Origin of the sequence: Mycobacterium sp. UM_WGJ, from assembly GCF_000455125.1 — a bacterium.
In the GTDB taxonomy this organism is placed as follows: Bacteria; Actinomycetota; Actinomycetes; order Mycobacteriales; family Mycobacteriaceae; genus Mycobacterium.
In genome coordinates this window covers 65,837-81,759 of the sequence record NZ_AUWR01000052.1, presented here as the reverse complement: position 1 = coordinate 81,759, position 15,923 = coordinate 65,837, and the positions used below count along the sequence as shown (strand labels likewise).

Sequence of the window (15,923 nt, the reverse complement as noted above, 5' to 3'; positions counted from 1 at the left end):
CCCGGTCGTGAAGCCCAATCCTCCGGTCGAACTCCCCGATCCCCCGGTGGTGAAGCCCAATCCTCCGGTGATCAAACCGATTCCGCCGGTGATCAAGCCGAACCCGCCGGTCGTCAAACCCGAGATTCCGGTGATCAAGCCTGATCCCCCGGTCGTCAAACCCGAGATTCCGGTGATCAAGCCGAACCCACCGGTGGTGACACTGCCGGATCCGCCGGTTCAGGTCCCGGACCTGCCCGTCGTCAACCCCAACCCCGGCATTCAGCTGCCTGAACTGCCGATCAAGGTTCCCGACGCACCGGCCGTCAGCCCCAACCCGGGAATCCAACTACCGAATCTGCCGATCCAGCTGCCGAATTCAGGCCCCCCGGCCGGGCTTCCGGTCCCCCAGGCCCCGGCGCTACCGTCGCTGCCCGCACCACAGGCGCCCGCACTGCCGTCGTTCCCCGCACCGCAAGCTCCCTCGCTACCGTCGTTCCCCGCACCGCAAGCTCCCGCACTGCCGTCGTTCCCCGCACCGCAAGCTCCCTCGCTACCGTCGTTCCCCGCACCGCAAGCTCCCTCGCTGCCATCGCTACCGGCACCCAAGGCACCCTCGCTGCCCTCACTGCCCGCACCGAGCGCACCGTCCATGCCCAACCTGGGTGGGGGCATGTTCGGCGGCGGCGGAAAGCCCGGTGGCATCTTCGGCGGCGGAGGCAACCCCGGCGGAATCTTCGGCGGCGGAAAGCCCGGCGGTGGGATCTTCGGCGGCGGAGGCGGTGGACTCTTCGGCGGCGGAGGCAAGGGCCTATTCGGCGGCGGCGGCAAAGGCCTGTTCGGCCACTAGCGTTCGCCGCGAACGGCCTTCATCGGCTGTGCCGCGCACCGGCCAACGCTGCTGCGAGTACCTCCAAGTCTGCGTCGGTGGTGTCGAGGTGCGGTGAGATCCGCAGCACGGGCGAGGTCAGCTCCAGCGGTGCGCGTTCAACTCCGGCTGCGGTGGTCACGATCTTGTGCTCGGCGATGAGCCACGCACGCACCGCCACCGGATCGATGCCGGCCGGCGGCACCAAAGTGGTGATGGCGCTCGGCTCATCGATCGGTTCGACCACCCGCCAGCCGGGTAGCTGTGCCAGCACCCGTCGGCTCCGGGCGCCTACCCCGGCCAGCTCAGCGCGAACCGCTGCCGGCCCGGCCGCCAGATGTTCGCCCAACGCAACGGAGAAGCCCACCTGCGCAGCCACATTGACGTCACCTGCCTCCGGTCCGGGCGCCGACAGTGCGGCCAACGCCGGCCGTACCGCCAGCGCCCCGACCCCGCGCGGCCCGGCAATCCACTTGCGTGACGACGAATAGACCGCATCGGCGCCGACGGCGCAGTCGATCTGCCCCAGGGCCTGCGCCGCGTCCACCACCAGCGGAACGCCGACCGACCGGCAGATGTCCGCCGCCTGCGCCAGGGGCTGCACCAGCCCGCGGTGACTGCCGACCGGGGTCAGGTGCACCAGGCTCGGCGGGTCGGCGGCTAGTGCAGCCGCCGCCTCGTCGAGTATCAGGCGGCCGGCGGGGTCCACCGGCAGCGTCCGCCAGCTGAACCCGTGCGCCGCCATCACCGCCAGATTCGGGCCGTATTCACCGGGCAGGCAAGCCAGGGTGCGCTGGGTGTCCGGCCACCGGGACAGAAGTAGGTCCAAAGCATTTCGCGAGCCCGTGGTGAACACCACGTCGGCATCGGCCATGCCGGTCAATGCGCCGAAAGCCGCCCGCCCGGCATCCAGTACCGGTACGGCTGCCTCGGCGGCGACATAGCCACCGACCTCGGCTTCGTGGCGGGCATGCTGTGCTGCGGCGTCCAGTGCTGCATAGCTCTGCCGTGAGCAGGCCGCACTGTCCAGGTGCAGCCCGGCGACCGGTGGGCGCGCGGCGCGCCAGTTATCGGCGCGGCTCATTTGATGGCGAGCGACAGGCCGAAATCGCCTGCCGCGTCGGTCCACCACCGTCGGCGCCGCAGTCCCGCCGCGGCCAGTTCCTCGGCCACCTGCTCCGGTCGGAATTTGCAGGACACCTCGGTCAGCATCTCCTCACCGGCCGCGAAATCGACAGCCAGATCCAGCGCACCGATCAGGACATGCTGGGCGCGGCGCGCCCGCAGCCACATCTCGATGCGCTGTTCCGCCGAATTCCAGCGCGCCACATGGGCAAACTCGTCCAGGTCGAAGTCGGCGTCGAGTTCACGGTTCACCACCGCGAGCACATTGCGGTTGAACGCCGCGGTCACCCCGGCCGCATCGTCGTAGGCACGCACCAGCCTGTCGGTGTCTTTGACCAGATCGGTGCCCAGCAGCAGACCATCGCCGTCGTGCATGACTGCGGCGAGGCCGGCCAGGAAGTCGGCACGCGGGCCCGCCGTCAGGTTGCCGATGGTCGATCCCAGAAATACGAACAGGCGCCTGCCGCCGTCGGGGATCTGGGCCAGATGGTGCTCGAAATCGCCGCAGACGCCATCCACGCGCACGCCGGGATAGTCACGGGCGATCGCTTCCCCCGCCGTCTCCAGTACCCCGGCGTCTACGTCGAACGGGATGAATCGGCGCAACGCACCGGCGTCCTGCAGCGCGTCCAGCAGCAACCGGGTCTTCTCTGAGGTGCCGCTGCCCAGCTCTACCAGGGTGTCCGCGCCCGACAGCGCCGCCACCTCGGCCGAACGTGCTCGCAGAATCTCCGCCTCGGCGCGGGTCGGGTAGTACTCGGGCAGCCGGGTGATCCGGTCGAACAGCTCACTGCCGATATCGTCGTAGAACCACTTGGGCGGTAAAAACTTCGGATGCTGCGTGAGCCCGTGGCGGACATCCGCCCGCAGTGCGGTGCGAGCCGCGTCGGCGGCCAGGTGATTGGCGACAGTGACCCCCGTCATCGGGCCACGCCCAGAGCGGTGACACGGACCTCTCCGTCGTGCGCATCGACCAGGTGACAATCTGGGATATCCACCCAGCGCGGGTCGTCGTCGTAGGGCTCGCTGGCCAGCACCACACCATCGGCACCGTGCAACATCGACAAGGTATCTCCCCACGTCGTCGCCAACATTCGGGAACCGTTGGCGGCCAAAATGTTCAGTCGTGCGTGCGGGTCGGCCGCACCGATCTCGGTGATCACCTCACCCAACGACTCCACCCCCCGGTCGAAGATCACCGCAGCCAGTACGGCACTGTCACAGACCGATTCGGCACCCCTTGTAGTGGCCAGGACCTCACGGTTCACCACGCCGTTGTGTGACAGCAGCCAACCGCCATCGGTGAACGGCGCGGTGGCGCTGGCCTCGATGGGCATCCCGACGGTCGCCGAACGCACCGCGGCCACCACGCAGTGGCTGGCCAGCACCGGGGCGATCGAGGCGAACGACCCGTCGCTCCACAGCGGCGCCGCGCTGCGCCACCGGCGCGGCGGCCCGCCCTGGGAGGCATCGAAAAAGCCTGCGCCCCAACCGTCGGCGTTGAGCAGCCCGTGCTGCTGCCGGCGCGGAGCATAGGACTGCACGAGCAGACCCTGCGGCGGTTCCAGCATCAGCTCGGCCAATGACCGCGGTTTGCCCAGCCAGCCCAGGTGTCGACACATCAGGCGTCCCAGGCCAGTCGGACACCGGCGAAGATCTGCCGCCGATAGGGGTGGTCCCAGTTACGAAAGCTCGGCCGCAGGATCTCGCGGGCCACCGCCCACGAGCCGCCACGCAGCACCCGGTAGTCGCCGCCGAAGAACGGTTCCGAATAGCGTTGGTAGATCATCGGAGAAAAGCCCGGCCACGGCTGCAGTGCCGAACTGGTCCACTCCCAGACGTCGCCGAGGAGTTGTTGCGCGCCATAGGCCGACGCCCCGCCCGGATAGGATCCGACCGGCGCAGGTCGCAGCGCCGCGCCGCCCAGGTTGGCCAGCTCGGCCGACGGTTCGGTGTCACCCCAGGGGTAGCGGCGTCGCGCGCCGACGGCTGGATCCCACGCGCAGGCCTTCTCCCATTCGACCTCGGTGGGCAGCCGGGCCCCGGCCCAGGCCGCGTATGCCTGCGCCTCGAAATAACTGACGTGCTGCACCGGCTCGTCGTCGGGAAGATCCTCGGCGTGGCCGAACCGGACCCGGGATCGGTGATCGGGGCCCCAGAACTCCGGCGCCGTCAACCCGGCCTGCACGCAGTGGCGCCAACCGCGTTCGCTCCACCACTGCGGTTGCCGATAGCCGCCGTCGTCGATGAACACCCGCCATTCCCGGTTGGTCACCGGCACCCGGCCGATCCGGAACGCCGCCACATCGACACGGTGGGCGGGGCGTTCGTTGTCGAGCGAGAACGGCTCGCCGGCGGCATCGACGCCGAGCACGAATTCACCGCCGGGTACCAGCACGGAGGTTCCGGCCAGGTCGGACCGACCGGCGGGCAGGCCGTCGCCCGCGCCGAGCAGCGGTGCACCGGCACGGAGGTTCAGCGCCTGCAGCATGGTCTCGTCGTGCTGATGTTCATGACTGAGGACCAAGCCGAATACGAACCCGTCCGGCGACTGCCCCACGTCACCGGGCAGCGAATCCAGCTTGTCGAAAACCTTGGAACGCACGGTGGCGCAATACTTCCGGGCCTGTTCAGGCGCCAACAGCGGTAGATCGACCCGGCTGGCCCGCGGATGGATGAAGGCATCGTAGAGGCCCTCGACATCGGCCGGCAGCATGCCGGACCGCGCCGGGTCCCCGTCACGCAACAGCCACAGCTCCTCCTGCTGACCGATATGAGCCAGGTCCCACACCAGCGGGCTCATCAGCGGGTCGTACTGGCGGTGCAGCTCGGCGTCGTCGAAATCGACGAGCGTCAGCGTGCGCTGCCGCGCCCGGGTCAGATCGCGGGCCAATATTTCGGATGTGGTCATAACTGTCCGCGCGCCAATCGGGTCACCATCGCCGTGGCGTCGGACCGGGTCACTTCGTCGGTGACGTCGTCGGCCGGGCAGCGGCCTCGTTCGACCATGCCGACCAGGCGATCCATCCCGTCACGCAGGGACGCGGGGACCCGGTCAGCGACCAGTCCCACGCAGCGTCGGGCGGCGGCGTGCAACCGTGGGTCGGCCAGGCCGATCCGGGCGGCGACGTCCCAGGCGGTGGCGACGGGGGCGACGGCGTCGGCGGCGCTGTCCGCGGCCACCGGGTCATCGAGGAGGGTGGCCAGGGTGAATACCAGTGCCGGCCAGAGGCTGTCGTCAACACTGTCGAGGTAGCGGATCTCCAGCCATCCGCGCGGACGCACCGGCGGAAACAACGTGGTCAGGTGGTAGTCGAGGTCTTTGGTGCCGGCGCGGCGACCGCCGAGCCGCACCCTTCCGTCAGCCCAGTCGGCGAACGGCACGTAGCGGCAGACCGGAATCGCTTCGGGTGTATGCACGAGCATGACGGGCGCTTTGAGCGCGTACCGCGCCCAATCGGTGGCGGGGTCGGTGCCGTCAAGGCCGAGGACGGGACCGCAGCGCGCCGAGTCCAGCCGGCTCCACACCCGCTGCCGGGTGGAGCGCCAGCCGGAGAACTCCCCGGACAGCAGCGGGGAGTTCGCGGCGATCGCGACCATCGTCGGGCCCAGCGCGTGGGCCAGCCGGACCCGGTCGGCCCAACCCGAGCGGGTACCGGCATCCAGGTTGAGCTGGACCGAGGCCGTGGACGTCATCATCGCCGCACCGGCCGAACCGGTGTGGCTGGCGGCGAAGAACTGTTCCATCGCCGCGTAGCGCTCACCGGGGTTGACCCGCTCGGTGGGCCGCAGCGGGTCTGCCCCCAGCTGCACCAGTCCCAGGCCGGCGTCCGCGAAAGCCGCCCGCAGCAGCGCCTGGTCGGCCGCCATCGCGTCGATCGCGGAGAGCGCATCGGTCAGCGGCGGGCCGGAGAGCTCCACAGCGCCGCCGGGCTCGACCGTGACGACGCTGCCGCCCGGCAAGGCCGGCAGCGACCGCAGCACGTCACCGATCTCGGCCCAGCCGGGCCGGCGGTGCGGGTCGGTGGGGTCGAAGCAGTGCGCCTCGATCTCCAAACCCACCCGGCCGTGCGGGGCGTCGGTGAGGCACCGCTGCGTGATGTAGTCGGCGGCGTCGGAGGCACCGGCCAGTTCGGGGCCGCCCAGGCAGGCTTCATCTCCGCGGGACAGCTGCGTCGCCGCGGCGAACCCCATATCAACCCCTCCGCCCGTCGATCCTCCCGACGCTACCGGAGAGGGGCGACAAGAGGACGGGTGATCACTGCCCCAAGGAGTTCTGCATCGCCCCTGCCAGCACGTTCACCGCTGGGCCGGCGTTACCGGACTGGCAGACCTTGGCCTGCAACAAGACGTTGGCCCGCAGCCGGGTCTGGTTGAAGCAGCGCCGGTCGGTGCCGGCCTCCTGCTTGGTCCAGGCCGCATCCGTAGCCGTGGCAGGCCCACCGCTGAACTCCCAGACCTGGGTGGCTCCGTTGTCCAGATGCATCGCGGTGGTGCGGCCCGGACAGCCGCCGGTCCGGTCGACGACACGGTGAAACGCCGCGGCCGCAGCATCGTTGGTGGCGAACACGCCCACCGCCTGCTTGGCGAAGTGTCTCTGGTCGTTGGCCGAGGTCTGGCTGACGGCGCTGTTGAACGACGCCAGGTCGGGATCGTTGTAGACCTCGGGCAGTCCGATGTCGGCCCAGTTGTTGCATGCCGGGTCGTCGACCCAGAAGGCCTGGAAAGGCTGGCCGGAGACGGCCTCGAAGCCCATCGGGGCGCCCACGATGTTGCCGACCGATCCCTTCGGCAGCACCGCGTAGGAGACCACGCCGGGTTCCGACGGCCCGGCGGCGGCGAGCGGAGCGACCGCTGCACCTGCTGCGGCCAGCCCCAGCCCCGCCGCCAGGGTTGCCGCGGCCCGTCGGGCGTCAGGCAAGGTTGGCCCGCACCCCGGCCTCCACCGCGCTGCCCAGATCGGGGTCGACGTTGCGCCAGTACTCGAACACCCGGGACAGCACCGGCTCGGTGACACCGGCTGAAACATGCCCAATAATGTTGGCGGCCAATCGCTTCCGCGCATCGTCGTCGAGGACGTCGCGGACCAGGGTCCGAGCCTGACTGAAGTCGTCGTCGTCGGGCCGCAGCGTGTAGGCAGCGCGCACCATGTCTCCGTCGGCGTGCCAGCGCACTTCGGCGGCACGGGCGGGGTCAGCCTTGGGTCCGCCCATCGAGTTCGGTGCGTACACCGGGTCCGTCGCATTGACGAACCGCATGGCACCGTCCTTGGAGTAGCTGTGCACCTCGGATTTCGGTGCGTTGACCGGCAATTGGCTGTAGTTCGTCCCGATCCGGGCCCGGTGGGCGTCGGCGTAGGAGAAACCCCGGGCCAGCAACATCTTGTCCGGGCTCAGGCCGGTGCCGGGCACCATGTTGTTGGGCTGGAACGCCGCCTGCTCGATCTCACTGTGGTAGTCGCTGACGTTGCGATCCAGGGTCAGCTTGCCGACGTCGATCAGCGGATAGTCGGCGTGCGGCCACACCTTCGTCAGATCAAACGGGTTGTAGCGGTAGGTCTTTGCCTCCTCGAATGGCATGATCTGCATCTTCAGCGTCCAACTCGGATACTCCCCGCGCTCGATCGCCTCATACAGGTCCCGCTGGTGGAAGTCGGCATCGACGCCGGCCAACCGGTCGGCCTCCTCCTGGGTGAGGAAATCCACGCCCTGGTCGCTGATGAAGTGGTACTTGACCCAGAAGATCTCTCCGGCGGCGTTGATCCAGCTGTAGGTGTGGCTGGAGTAGCCGTTCATGTGGCGCCAGTCCTTCGGAATACCCCGGTCCCCCATCAGCCAGGTGACCTGGTGAGCCGACTCCGGGGTGAGGCTCCAGAAGTCCCACTGCATGTTGTGGTCGCGCAGGTTGCTGGCCGCGCGACGCTTCTGGGAGCGAATGAAGTGCTGGAACTTCAGCGGGTCACGCATGAAGAAGACCGGGGTGTTGTTGCCGACCAGGTCGAAGTTGCCCTCCGAGGTGTAGAACTTCGTCGCGAAACCGCGGGGGTCCCGCCAGGTGTCTGGGCTGCCCCGCTCGCCGGCGACGGTGGAGAACCTTGTCAGCGTCTCGGTCTTGGCGCCCGGCGCGAACACCGCGGCCCTGGTGTATGCGGTGACGTCTGCGGTGACCTCGAAGTGACCGAACGCCCCACCACCTTTGGCGTGCGGCTGACGTTCGGGGGTGCGCTCCCGGTTGAACATCGCCATCTGTTCGATCAGGTAGTGGTCCTGCAACAGGATGGGGCCATCGGGGCCGATCGTCAGCGATTCGCCGTCGCTGGGCGCCGGGATTCCGGAGTCGGTGGTGGTGTGGTGCTCGGTCATCTGTCTGTCTCCTCCTGTGCTCAAGCGCTTGTGAATCAACGTGTTTGACTCAGATCGCCAACGAGTGTGCGGTCACCTGCGGCCGACATGGCACATCGCGCAGGACGCCGCGCACGCGGCAGCTTTGGAAAGGATCAGCGGTGCGGTGGCGGCGCCGACGGCGGAGGTGGTGGCGGCGGCGCTGGTGGCCCGCCGGGCCCGCCCGGGCCATTGCCCGGGCCGGCCGACCGGGGACCTGGCCAGTGTGGTTCCGCACCGGGACCCGCTGGCCCGAAACCGGGCCCGCCCGGCCCGAAATCGGGACCCATCGGCGGGCCGTGATGCATCATGCACGGGCCATGGCGGTGGTGCCCGTGCCAACCGCCGCCGCTGAGGTAAACACCGGTGCCGAAGATGACGGCGGCGACGAAGACGGTTCCGGCGACGATCACCACCCAGGCCGCGGCTTGGTAGAGCCGGTTCGGCGGTGGCGGCGGCGCCGGCGGAGGAGCTTGGGCGGGGACTGGCGACTCGCTCATACCGATCAATCATGCCCCAGAACGACGCCGGCCGCCGCCCTTCGGGAGGGGCGGCGGCCGGTTGCTCGTGGCCGGGACGGGTTACCGGCCGGGTGGGGACGGCGGGGCCTGGGTGCTCACCGATGGCGGCAGCTCACCGGGTCCTCGCTGGTCCGGGCCGGGTCCCATCGGTCCCGGGCCGCGGTGGTGGCCCTTGTGAAACATCGCGTGTTGGCCGTGGTGGCCGTGATGTCCATGGCAGTGGTGCCCGCCCGGACCGCCGCGGCTGACCCAGACTCCGGCCAAGAAGATCGACGAGACGATGAAGACGATGCCAGCGACGATCGCGACCCAGGCCGCGAGCCGGTAGAGCCAGTAGGGCTTGGGCTCACCCGGCGGTGCCGGCGGAGGGGTTGTGGTGACGGGTGTTTCGCTCATGTAAGGCATCTTGCCGGGGGCAACACCCGGCACCGCTAGGTCTTGGCTATGCATCCGCTATGAGCGCATGCGCCGGCCGGGCGGTCCACCGGCCCCCGAACAGCCGGACGCCACCCTATAAATAGGGTCAGAAAGTCCAGGGAAAACCCTGTATCCCCGCCCCGCCCCGCGCTCCTAGCATCGCTCTCAGAACCAGCCAACAAGGCGGTTACCAGGAGGGGAAGGCACGACAATGGGAAATCTGAAACGTATGGGAAGCCTGAGCGTATTGGCTGCCGGGTTGGGTATCGGGGCCGCCCTGGCGACGACGCCGGGCGTCGCTTTGGCCGGGACAACCTCGGCGGACGGCGGCGCCGGTGCGCTGGGCGTCGCCGCCGCCTTCGCCGCAGCGGACGTTGGTGACGCGGCCGCCACGATCGGCACCGCGGCGGCGGTATCGCTGCCCACCCTGCCCGACGGCTTCGGTAGCATCGCCATCTCGATCAGCGGATTCGATCTGCTCACGCTGGGGACCGCGTCCGCGTCGTCAAGCTTCGGCAACTTCGCGATCGCCTACGGCGACTACTCGGACGCCAACGCCATGAGCGGCTTGTTCAACTACGCGTCCGCCCAGGGCGACCACAGCCTCGCCGTGGTCGGGGACACCGGATCGTTCAACTACGCCTCCGCGATCGGCGATCACGCCAGCGCTTCAGCGGCGTGGGGCAACGGCAACGTGGCCACCGCGACCGGCGATTACGCCGTCGCCAGTGCGGGCGCCTCGGTGGTGCCAGGCGTCTACGACAGCCACTACAACACCGCCACCGCCGAAGGCTTGCACGCCATCGCCTACGCCGGCTGGGACGGCAGCAGCAACAACGAAGCGAGCGCCGTCGGCGACTACGTCCAGGACTACGCCCCGGACGGCAACCCGTTCAACCCGGCCGACGCCGACGCCAACCTCCTCGGTGACGGCGGCACGGACTTCTGGTCCGGGCTGTGGAGCCTGTTCAGCTGACCGACCAGGGCTTGAACGGGTTCACCGCGAACTGGATCACCCGGTAGGGCGCGCGGTCACGCGGCTGGGTGTTCCACTGGCTGACGAATATCCGTAGCTCATCGAGGGTCGATCCGGGTGAGATGTAGCCGCCGTAGGGCTGGGCCAGCCGGTTGTCGAACGGGGCCGGCAAGGTCTCCACGGGCACCGGCGGATCCGGCCACTCGGCGTGCTGCACCACCGTGGTCACCGGGGCGGTGCCCAACCCGGTCGGTTCGTAGGCCACGCGCACCTCCATGTTGCCGGTGGTGCCGTTGAAGTAGGACAGCACCGGCCTGCCGTCGATCTGGCGCAGGCTCAGCTCGCCGATCTGGTCGTTCCACAATGGCGTGGGCTTGTGCCCCCAGCCTTTGTCGGCCGACCAGCCCTGCCAGGCCGAGCGGTCGGTGAACTCGGCCGGTGCGACCCGGTACAGCGTCACCGATGCGCTGCGGTCAAAGTTGTTGGCCACCAGGTACACCCAGCCGGTGGGTGAGTCCGGAGCCGGAACCGGGTCGTAGTAACCACTGATCTGGGACTGGCCGTAATCCTGATAGGAGGCGGGCCGCGCCGATCCCGGCACCGTCTGCCAACCCGGTTGCGCCGGATCGGCTTTCACCAGCCGTGAGCTCTGCGGAACCAGCATCTTGGCGGTGGTCACCATCAGATAGTTGGTCCGGTTGATCGAGACGATTCCGGCCGGCAGCTGCGTACTGCCCGCCGGCCCCGGATCGGCCAGCAACGGCCTGTCCACCCCGAGCACCCCGGTGTAGCGCACCCCGTCGGAGTCGTCGACCGAATCGGGGTCCAGCCGCAGTGCGATCGGCGAATACCAGCCGCCATACCCGACACCCTGGCCGGCGAAGCTGTCCCCGCAGATCTGCAGCACCGCGCTGGGGAACTCCATGAACTCACACAGGTCGGTGGCGCCGATACCGTAATCGCCGGTGGGCGTTCCGGTTCCGGCGCTGGGGCCGATCCGCACCACTTGACCTTCGGCCAGCGGCCACAGCACCGGACGCGGGATGGGCGCGGGCGGCTCGGCGTGCGCCACAGCAGGCAGAGCCACCAGCATTGTCATCAGCGCCGACCCCGCCGAGCGCGCACTCCGTCCGAGAGTTCTTCGGAAATCTCGCGCTGAGCGCACGTTCGACGCCCGGGGCTGTCGGGTCAGGACCCGGAAGACCCAGCCAGCAGCTCGGCGATCTGAATCGTGTTGAGCGCCGCGCCTTTACGCAGGTTGTCCCCGGAGACGAACAGCGCCAGTCCGCGCCCGTCGGGAGCGCCCGGGTCAACCCGGATCCGGCCCACCAGCGAGTCGTCGGCGCCGGCGGCAGCCAGCGGGGTCGGCACGTCGGTCACCGTCACACCCGGGGCCTCAGCCAGGATCTCGGCGGCCCGCTGCGGAGACAGCGGGCGAGCGAACTCCGCGTTGATCGACAGCGAGTGCCCGGTGAACACCGGCACGCGAACACACGTGCCGCTCACCAAAAGGTCTGGCACGCCGAGGATCTTGCGACTCTCATAGCGCAGCTTCTGGTCTTCGTCGGTCTCGCCCGAGCCGTCGTCGACCAGCGAGCCCGCCAGCGCGACCACGTTGAACGCGATGGGTGCGACGTACTTGTTCGGCGCCGGGAAATCGACCGCGCCGCCGTCGTTCACCAATTGCTCGGCGCCGTCGATGACCGCACGGACCTGCGTCGCCAGCTCCTGCACGCCGGCCAGCCCGCTGCCCGAAACCGCCTGGTAGGTCGAGACGATCAGCCGGGTCAGGCCGGCCTCGTCGTGCAGCGGCTTGAGCACCGGCATCGCCGCCATCGTGGTGCAGTTCGGGTTGGCGATGATCCCCTTGGCCAACTGCTTCCCGCGCACATCGCGGTCGAAGTTCACCTCCGAGACCACCAGCGGGACATCGGGATCCTTGCGCCACGCCGACGAGTTGTCGATCACCGTGACCCCGGCGGCGGCGAACCGCGGCGCCTGCACCCGCGACATCGTCGCCCCGGCGGAGAACACCGCGATGTCCAGCCCGGACGGGTCCGCGGTCTCGGCGTCCTCGACCTCGATCTCGGCGCCGCGGAATCCCAGCTTGCGTCCGGCCGAACGGGCCGAGGCGAAGAACCGCACCTGCTCGGCCGGGAAGTTGCGCTCCTCCAGCAAGGTGCGCATCACCTGGCCGACCTGGCCGGTCGCACCGACCACACCGATGGAAACCATTTAGCGCCCCGTCCCGCCGTAGACCGTGGCCGCCTCGTCCGTGCCGAGGCCGAACGCCTCGTGCAGCGAAACAACGGCCTTGTCCAGATCATCTTCGGCGCACAGCACCGAGATCCGAATCTCGGAGGTGGAGATCAGATCGATGTTGACCCCGTTGTCGGCCAGCGTCTCGCAGAAGGTGGCCGTCACCCCCGGGTGGCTGCGCATCCCGGCACCGATCAGCGACACCTTGCCCACCTTGGCGTCGTAGAGCACCTCGGTGAAGCCGATCTCGCTCTTGAGCGACTCCAGCTTGGCCACCGCGGCCGGCCCGTTGTCGCGCGGGCAGGTGAAGGTGATGTCGGTCTTGCCGTCCTCGATCTTCGAGACGTTCTGCAACACCATGTCGATGTTGATGTCGGCGTCGGCGACGGCACGGAAGATCTTGGCCGCATAGCCGGGCAGGTCGGGGATACCGACCACAGTCACCTTGGCTTCGCTGCGGTCGTGCGCGACTCCGGTCAGGATGGCGTCTTCCATGGGGATGTCCTTGATCGATCCGGAAACGATGGTGCCGGGCTTGTCCGAGTAGGAGGACCGGACGTGGATGGGCAGGTGGTAGCGGCGGGCATACTCCACGCAGCGCAGCATGAGCACCTTGGCGCCGCATGCGGCCAGTTCGAGCATCTCCTCGAAGGTGACGGTGTCCAGGCGCTTGGCGTTGGGCACGATGCGCGGGTCGGCGCTGAAGATGCCGTCGACGTCGGTGTAGATCTCGCAGACGTCGGCCTTGAGCGCCGCGGCCAGCGCGACCGCGGTGGTGTCCGAGCCACCGCGGCCCAACGTGGTGACGTCCTTGGTGTCCTGGCTGACGCCCTGGAAACCGGCAACCAGCACCACCTGGTCCTCGCCGAGCGCGGCCTGCAGCCGGCCCGGGGTGACGTCGATGATCTTGGCCTTGCCGTGCGCACCGGTGGTGATGACTCCGGCCTGCGACCCGGTGAACGAGCGGGCGTTGCAGCCCAGCTCCTCGACGGCCATCGCGACCAGGGCGTTGGAGATCCGCTCTCCGGCGGTCAGCAACATGTCCAGTTCGCGAGCCGGCGGCGCAGAACACACCTGCTGCGCGAGGTCCAGCAAGTCATCGGTGGTGTCGCCCATCGCCGAGCAGACCACCACGACCTCGTTACCAGCTCTTTTGGTGTCGACGATGCGCTCGGCGACCCGGCGGACCCGGTCGGCGTCGGCCACCGACGATCCGCCGTATTTCTGCACGACGAGCGCCACGGTCGTCCTTTCCGCCGATCTGACTGATCGGGCCTCTACAAGAACCTCAACAAGGATAGGGGAAGGACTTCACCGGTTCACTCGGCCTCCGGGGCGACAACGTGCCAGGACATCGCACTGCGGCCACGGGATCGGCGTGTAAACTTCTCCACGTGCAACGCGCGCTCCTGCTCGGACGCCGCGACGGGGTCTGACCAGGACCGGCTCCCCGTCGCGGGTTTCGCCGATGCGCCGGTTCTTGAGTCCACTGGACAAGTCCCTGACAAGCCGGAGCGAAAATCGTGACCACCTATTCCCAGCCTTCTAGCACTGACGCCTTCACGTCCACCCGTGCCATCACCACACCCGCCGGGCCACGAGGCGCCGGCCAGCCCGCCTGGAACCCCCAGCGCGGCTCGGCAATGCCGGTCAACCGGTACCGCAGCTTCGCCGACGAGGTCGAGAACATCGTCCTGCCCGACCGCACCTGGCCGGACCGCGTCATCGAACGCGCCCCGCTGTGGTGTGCGGTGGACCTGCGCGACGGCAACCAGGCGCTGATCGACCCGATGAGCCCGGCGCGAAAGCGGCGGATGTTCGACCTGCTGGTGGCGATGGGCTACAAGGAGATCGAGGTCGGCTTCCCGTCGGCCAGCCAGACCGACTTCGACTTCGTCCGCGAGATCATCACCGAGGGCGCGGTGCCCGACGACGTCACGCTGCAGGTGCTGACCCAATGCCGTGACGAGCTGATCGAGCGCACCTTTGAGGCCTGCGCGGGCGCCAAGAATGTGATCGTGCACTTCTACAACTCGACGTCGGTGCTGCAGCGACGGGTGGTTTTCCGGGCCGACCAGGCGGCGGTGCAGGCCATCGCGGTGGCCGGGGCGCGCAAGTGTCTGGAGGAGCAGGCCAAGTACCCGGACACCCGGTGGCGCTACGAGTACTCGCCGGAGTCCTACACCGGAACCGAACTGGAGTACGCCAAGGCGGTCTGTGACGCCGTCGGCGACGTGATCCAGCCGACGCCGGATAACCCGATCATCTTCAACCTGCCGGCCACCGTGGAGATGGCCACCCCGAACGTCTACGCCGACTCGATCGAGTGGATGAGCCGCAACCTGAAGCGCCGCGACTCGGTGATCCTGAGCCTGCACCCGCACAACGACCGCGGCACTGCCGTGGCCGCCGCGGAACTGGGCTATGCGGCCGGGGCCGACCGGATCGAGGGCTGCCTGTTCGGCAACGGCGAACGCACCGGCAACGTCTGCCTGGTGACGCTGGGCCTGAACCTGTTCTCGCGCGGCGTGGATCCCCAGATCGACTTCTCCAACATCGACGAGATCCGGCGCACCGTCGAGTACTGCAACCAGCTCAACGTCCCCGAACGTCACCCTTACGGCGGTGACCTGGTCTACACCGCGTTCTCCGGCAGCCACCAGGACGCCATCAACAAGGGCCTGGACCAGATGAAGATCGACGCCGACGCCGCCGACTCCGACGTCGACGACATGCTCTGGCAGGTGCCCTACCTGCCGATCGACCCCCGCGACGTGGGCCGCACCTACGAAGCGGTGATCCGGGTCAACTCGCAGTCCGGCAAGGGCGGCGTGGCGTATGTGATGAAGACCGACCACGGCCTGGTGCTGCCGCGCCGACTGCAGATCGAGTTCTCCAAGGTCATCCAGCAACTCACCGACGGCGAAGGCGGCGAGGTCACGCCGAAGGAGATGTGGGACGCCTTCGCCGAGGAATACCTCAACCCGATCCGGCCGCTGGAGCGGATGCACCAGAAGCTGCTGGCGGCCGAGACCGACGACGGCACCGACCGTATCGAGGCCACCGTCCTGGTCGACGGGGTGGAAACGGAGATCACCGGGGCCGGCAACGGCCCGCTGGCCGCGTTCGTCGACGCGCTGAGCCAGATCGGTGTACAGGTCCACGTGCTCGACTACTCCGAGCATGCGATGAGTGCCGGTGAGGAGGCCCAGGCCGCGGCATACGTGGAGGCGCGCGTGACGATCGCGAGCGCGACGGAGTCGGGCGAAGCGGGTCGGCACGCCGAAGGCACAGCCGGTGACCACACCGTGTGGGGCGTCGGGATCGCGTCGTCGATCACCACCGCGTCGCTGCGCGCGGTGGTCTCCGCGGTGAACCGGGCGGCCCGGCTAGGCTGA

The 15,923-nt window shown here is 68.8% G+C and carries 14 protein-coding genes and 1 pseudogene; 3 read left to right on the top strand and 12 right to left on the bottom strand.

Annotated features, from left to right (window positions below; genetic code table 11):
* Positions 1-829 (top strand): annotated as a pseudogene (locus N416_RS23580) (hypothetical protein); the annotation flags it as partial.
* 19 nt (positions 830-848) lie between these two features.
* Here the strand turns inward: N416_RS23580 and egtE are convergent.
* From egtE to N416_RS0115665, 9 genes are all read right to left on the bottom strand, one after another.
* Positions 849-1,931 carry an ergothioneine biosynthesis PLP-dependent enzyme EgtE gene (gene egtE, locus N416_RS0115705; protein ID WP_024443055.1) on the bottom strand — a complete coding sequence of 361 codons (1,083 nt, stop codon included), beginning with the start codon at positions 1,929-1,931 and terminating at the stop codon, positions 849-851.
* Positions 1,928-2,896 carry an L-histidine N(alpha)-methyltransferase gene (gene egtD / locus N416_RS0115700; RefSeq protein WP_024443054.1) on the bottom strand — a complete coding sequence of 323 codons (969 nt, stop codon included), beginning with the start codon at positions 2,894-2,896 and terminating at the stop codon, positions 1,928-1,930. The genes egtE and egtD overlap by 4 nt, the downstream gene beginning before the upstream one ends.
* Positions 2,893-3,594 carry an ergothioneine biosynthesis protein EgtC gene (gene egtC / locus N416_RS0115695; RefSeq protein ID WP_024443053.1) on the bottom strand — a complete coding sequence of 234 codons (702 nt, stop codon included), beginning with the start codon at positions 3,592-3,594 and terminating at the stop codon, positions 2,893-2,895. Before egtC ends, egtD begins: the two co-directional genes overlap by 4 nt.
* Positions 3,594-4,883, bottom strand: coding sequence for an ergothioneine biosynthesis protein EgtB (gene egtB, locus N416_RS0115690; protein ID WP_024443052.1), 1,290 nt, complete (start codon positions 4,881-4,883; stop codon positions 3,594-3,596). Before egtB ends, egtC begins: the two co-directional genes overlap by 1 nt.
* Positions 4,880-6,166 carry an ergothioneine biosynthesis glutamate--cysteine ligase EgtA gene (gene egtA / locus N416_RS0115685; RefSeq protein WP_024443051.1) on the bottom strand — a complete coding sequence of 429 codons (1,287 nt, stop codon included), beginning with the start codon at positions 6,164-6,166 and terminating at the stop codon, positions 4,880-4,882. The genes egtB and egtA overlap by 4 nt, the downstream gene beginning before the upstream one ends.
* Before the next feature lie 64 nt (positions 6,167-6,230).
* Positions 6,231-6,893 carry a sensor domain-containing protein gene (locus N416_RS0115680; RefSeq protein ID WP_024443050.1) on the bottom strand — a complete coding sequence of 221 codons (663 nt, stop codon included), beginning with the start codon at positions 6,891-6,893 and terminating at the stop codon, positions 6,231-6,233.
* On the bottom strand, positions 6,886-8,334 hold the full coding sequence (locus N416_RS0115675) for a catalase (RefSeq protein ID WP_024443049.1): 1,449 nt from the start codon (positions 8,332-8,334) through the stop codon (positions 6,886-6,888). The genes N416_RS0115680 and N416_RS0115675 overlap by 8 nt, the downstream gene beginning before the upstream one ends.
* Before the next feature lie 134 nt (positions 8,335-8,468).
* Positions 8,469-8,852, bottom strand: a complete 384-nt coding sequence (locus N416_RS23315) for a hypothetical protein (RefSeq protein ID WP_024443048.1) — start codon at positions 8,850-8,852, stop codon at positions 8,469-8,471.
* A gap of 81 nt (positions 8,853-8,933) precedes the next feature.
* Positions 8,934-9,269, bottom strand: coding sequence for a hypothetical protein (locus N416_RS0115665; RefSeq protein WP_036458204.1), 336 nt, complete (start codon positions 9,267-9,269; stop codon positions 8,934-8,936).
* A gap of 250 nt (positions 9,270-9,519) precedes the next feature.
* On the opposite strand from N416_RS0115665, the gene N416_RS0115660 reads away from it, so the two are divergent.
* The gene (locus tag N416_RS0115660) at positions 9,520-10,266 is read left to right on the top strand and encodes a hypothetical protein (protein WP_024443046.1); all 747 of its coding nucleotides are present in this window, start codon (positions 9,520-9,522) and stop codon (positions 10,264-10,266) included.
* Here the strand turns inward: N416_RS0115660 and N416_RS0115655 are convergent.
* The 3 genes from N416_RS0115655 to N416_RS0115645 all read right to left on the bottom strand — a co-directional run bounded on the left by N416_RS0115655 (position 10,259) and on the right by N416_RS0115645 (position 13,767).
* Positions 10,259-11,365, bottom strand: coding sequence for a DUF4185 domain-containing protein (locus N416_RS0115655; RefSeq protein WP_024443045.1), 1,107 nt, complete (start codon positions 11,363-11,365; stop codon positions 10,259-10,261). The two genes, N416_RS0115660 and N416_RS0115655, sit on opposite strands and share 8 nt — an antisense overlap.
* An 89-nt stretch (positions 11,366-11,454) precedes the next feature.
* A complete protein-coding gene (locus N416_RS0115650) occupies positions 11,455-12,501 on the bottom strand; it encodes an aspartate-semialdehyde dehydrogenase (protein WP_024443044.1) in 1,047 nt (348 codons plus the stop codon).
* Positions 12,502-13,767 carry an aspartate kinase gene (locus N416_RS0115645; protein WP_024443043.1) on the bottom strand — a complete coding sequence of 422 codons (1,266 nt, stop codon included), beginning with the start codon at positions 13,765-13,767 and terminating at the stop codon, positions 12,502-12,504.
* 281 nt (positions 13,768-14,048) lie between these two features.
* Between N416_RS0115645 and leuA the strand changes: the two genes are divergently transcribed.
* The gene (leuA, locus tag N416_RS0115640) at positions 14,049-15,923 is read left to right on the top strand and encodes a 2-isopropylmalate synthase (protein WP_024443042.1); all 1,875 of its coding nucleotides are present in this window, start codon (positions 14,049-14,051) and stop codon (positions 15,921-15,923) included.

What these genes read in the sequence shown, in the direction of transcription:
- N416_RS0115650 (WP_024443044.1), bottom strand. Translation starts at nt 12,501, where the DNA reads ATGGTTTCCATCGGTGTGGTCGGTGCGACCGGCCAGGTCGGCCAGGTG.
- N416_RS0115660 (WP_024443046.1), top strand. Translation starts at nt 9,520, where the DNA reads ATGGGAAGCCTGAGCGTATTGGCTGCCGGGTTGGGTATCGGGGCCGCC.
- egtE (WP_024443055.1), bottom strand. Translation starts at nt 1,931, where the DNA reads ATGAGCCGCGCCGATAACTGGCGCGCCGCGCGCCCACCGGTCGCCGGG.
- N416_RS0115655 (WP_024443045.1), bottom strand. Translation starts at nt 11,365, where the DNA reads ATGACAATGCTGGTGGCTCTGCCTGCTGTGGCGCACGCCGAGCCGCCC.
- egtB (WP_024443052.1), bottom strand. Translation starts at nt 4,883, where the DNA reads ATGACCACATCCGAAATATTGGCCCGCGATCTGACCCGGGCGCGGCAG.
- N416_RS0115675 (WP_024443049.1), bottom strand. Translation starts at nt 8,334, where the DNA reads ATGACCGAGCACCACACCACCACCGACTCCGGAATCCCGGCGCCCAGC.
- N416_RS23315 (WP_024443048.1), bottom strand. Translation starts at nt 8,852, where the DNA reads ATGAGCGAGTCGCCAGTCCCCGCCCAAGCTCCTCCGCCGGCGCCGCCG.
- egtD (WP_024443054.1), bottom strand. Translation starts at nt 2,896, where the DNA reads ATGACGGGGGTCACTGTCGCCAATCACCTGGCCGCCGACGCGGCTCGC.
- egtA (WP_024443051.1), bottom strand. Translation starts at nt 6,166, where the DNA reads ATGGGGTTCGCCGCGGCGACGCAGCTGTCCCGCGGAGATGAAGCCTGC.
- N416_RS0115665 (WP_036458204.1), bottom strand. Translation starts at nt 9,269, where the DNA reads ATGAGCGAAACACCCGTCACCACAACCCCTCCGCCGGCACCGCCGGGT.
- egtC (WP_024443053.1), bottom strand. Translation starts at nt 3,594, where the DNA reads ATGTGTCGACACCTGGGCTGGCTGGGCAAACCGCGGTCATTGGCCGAG.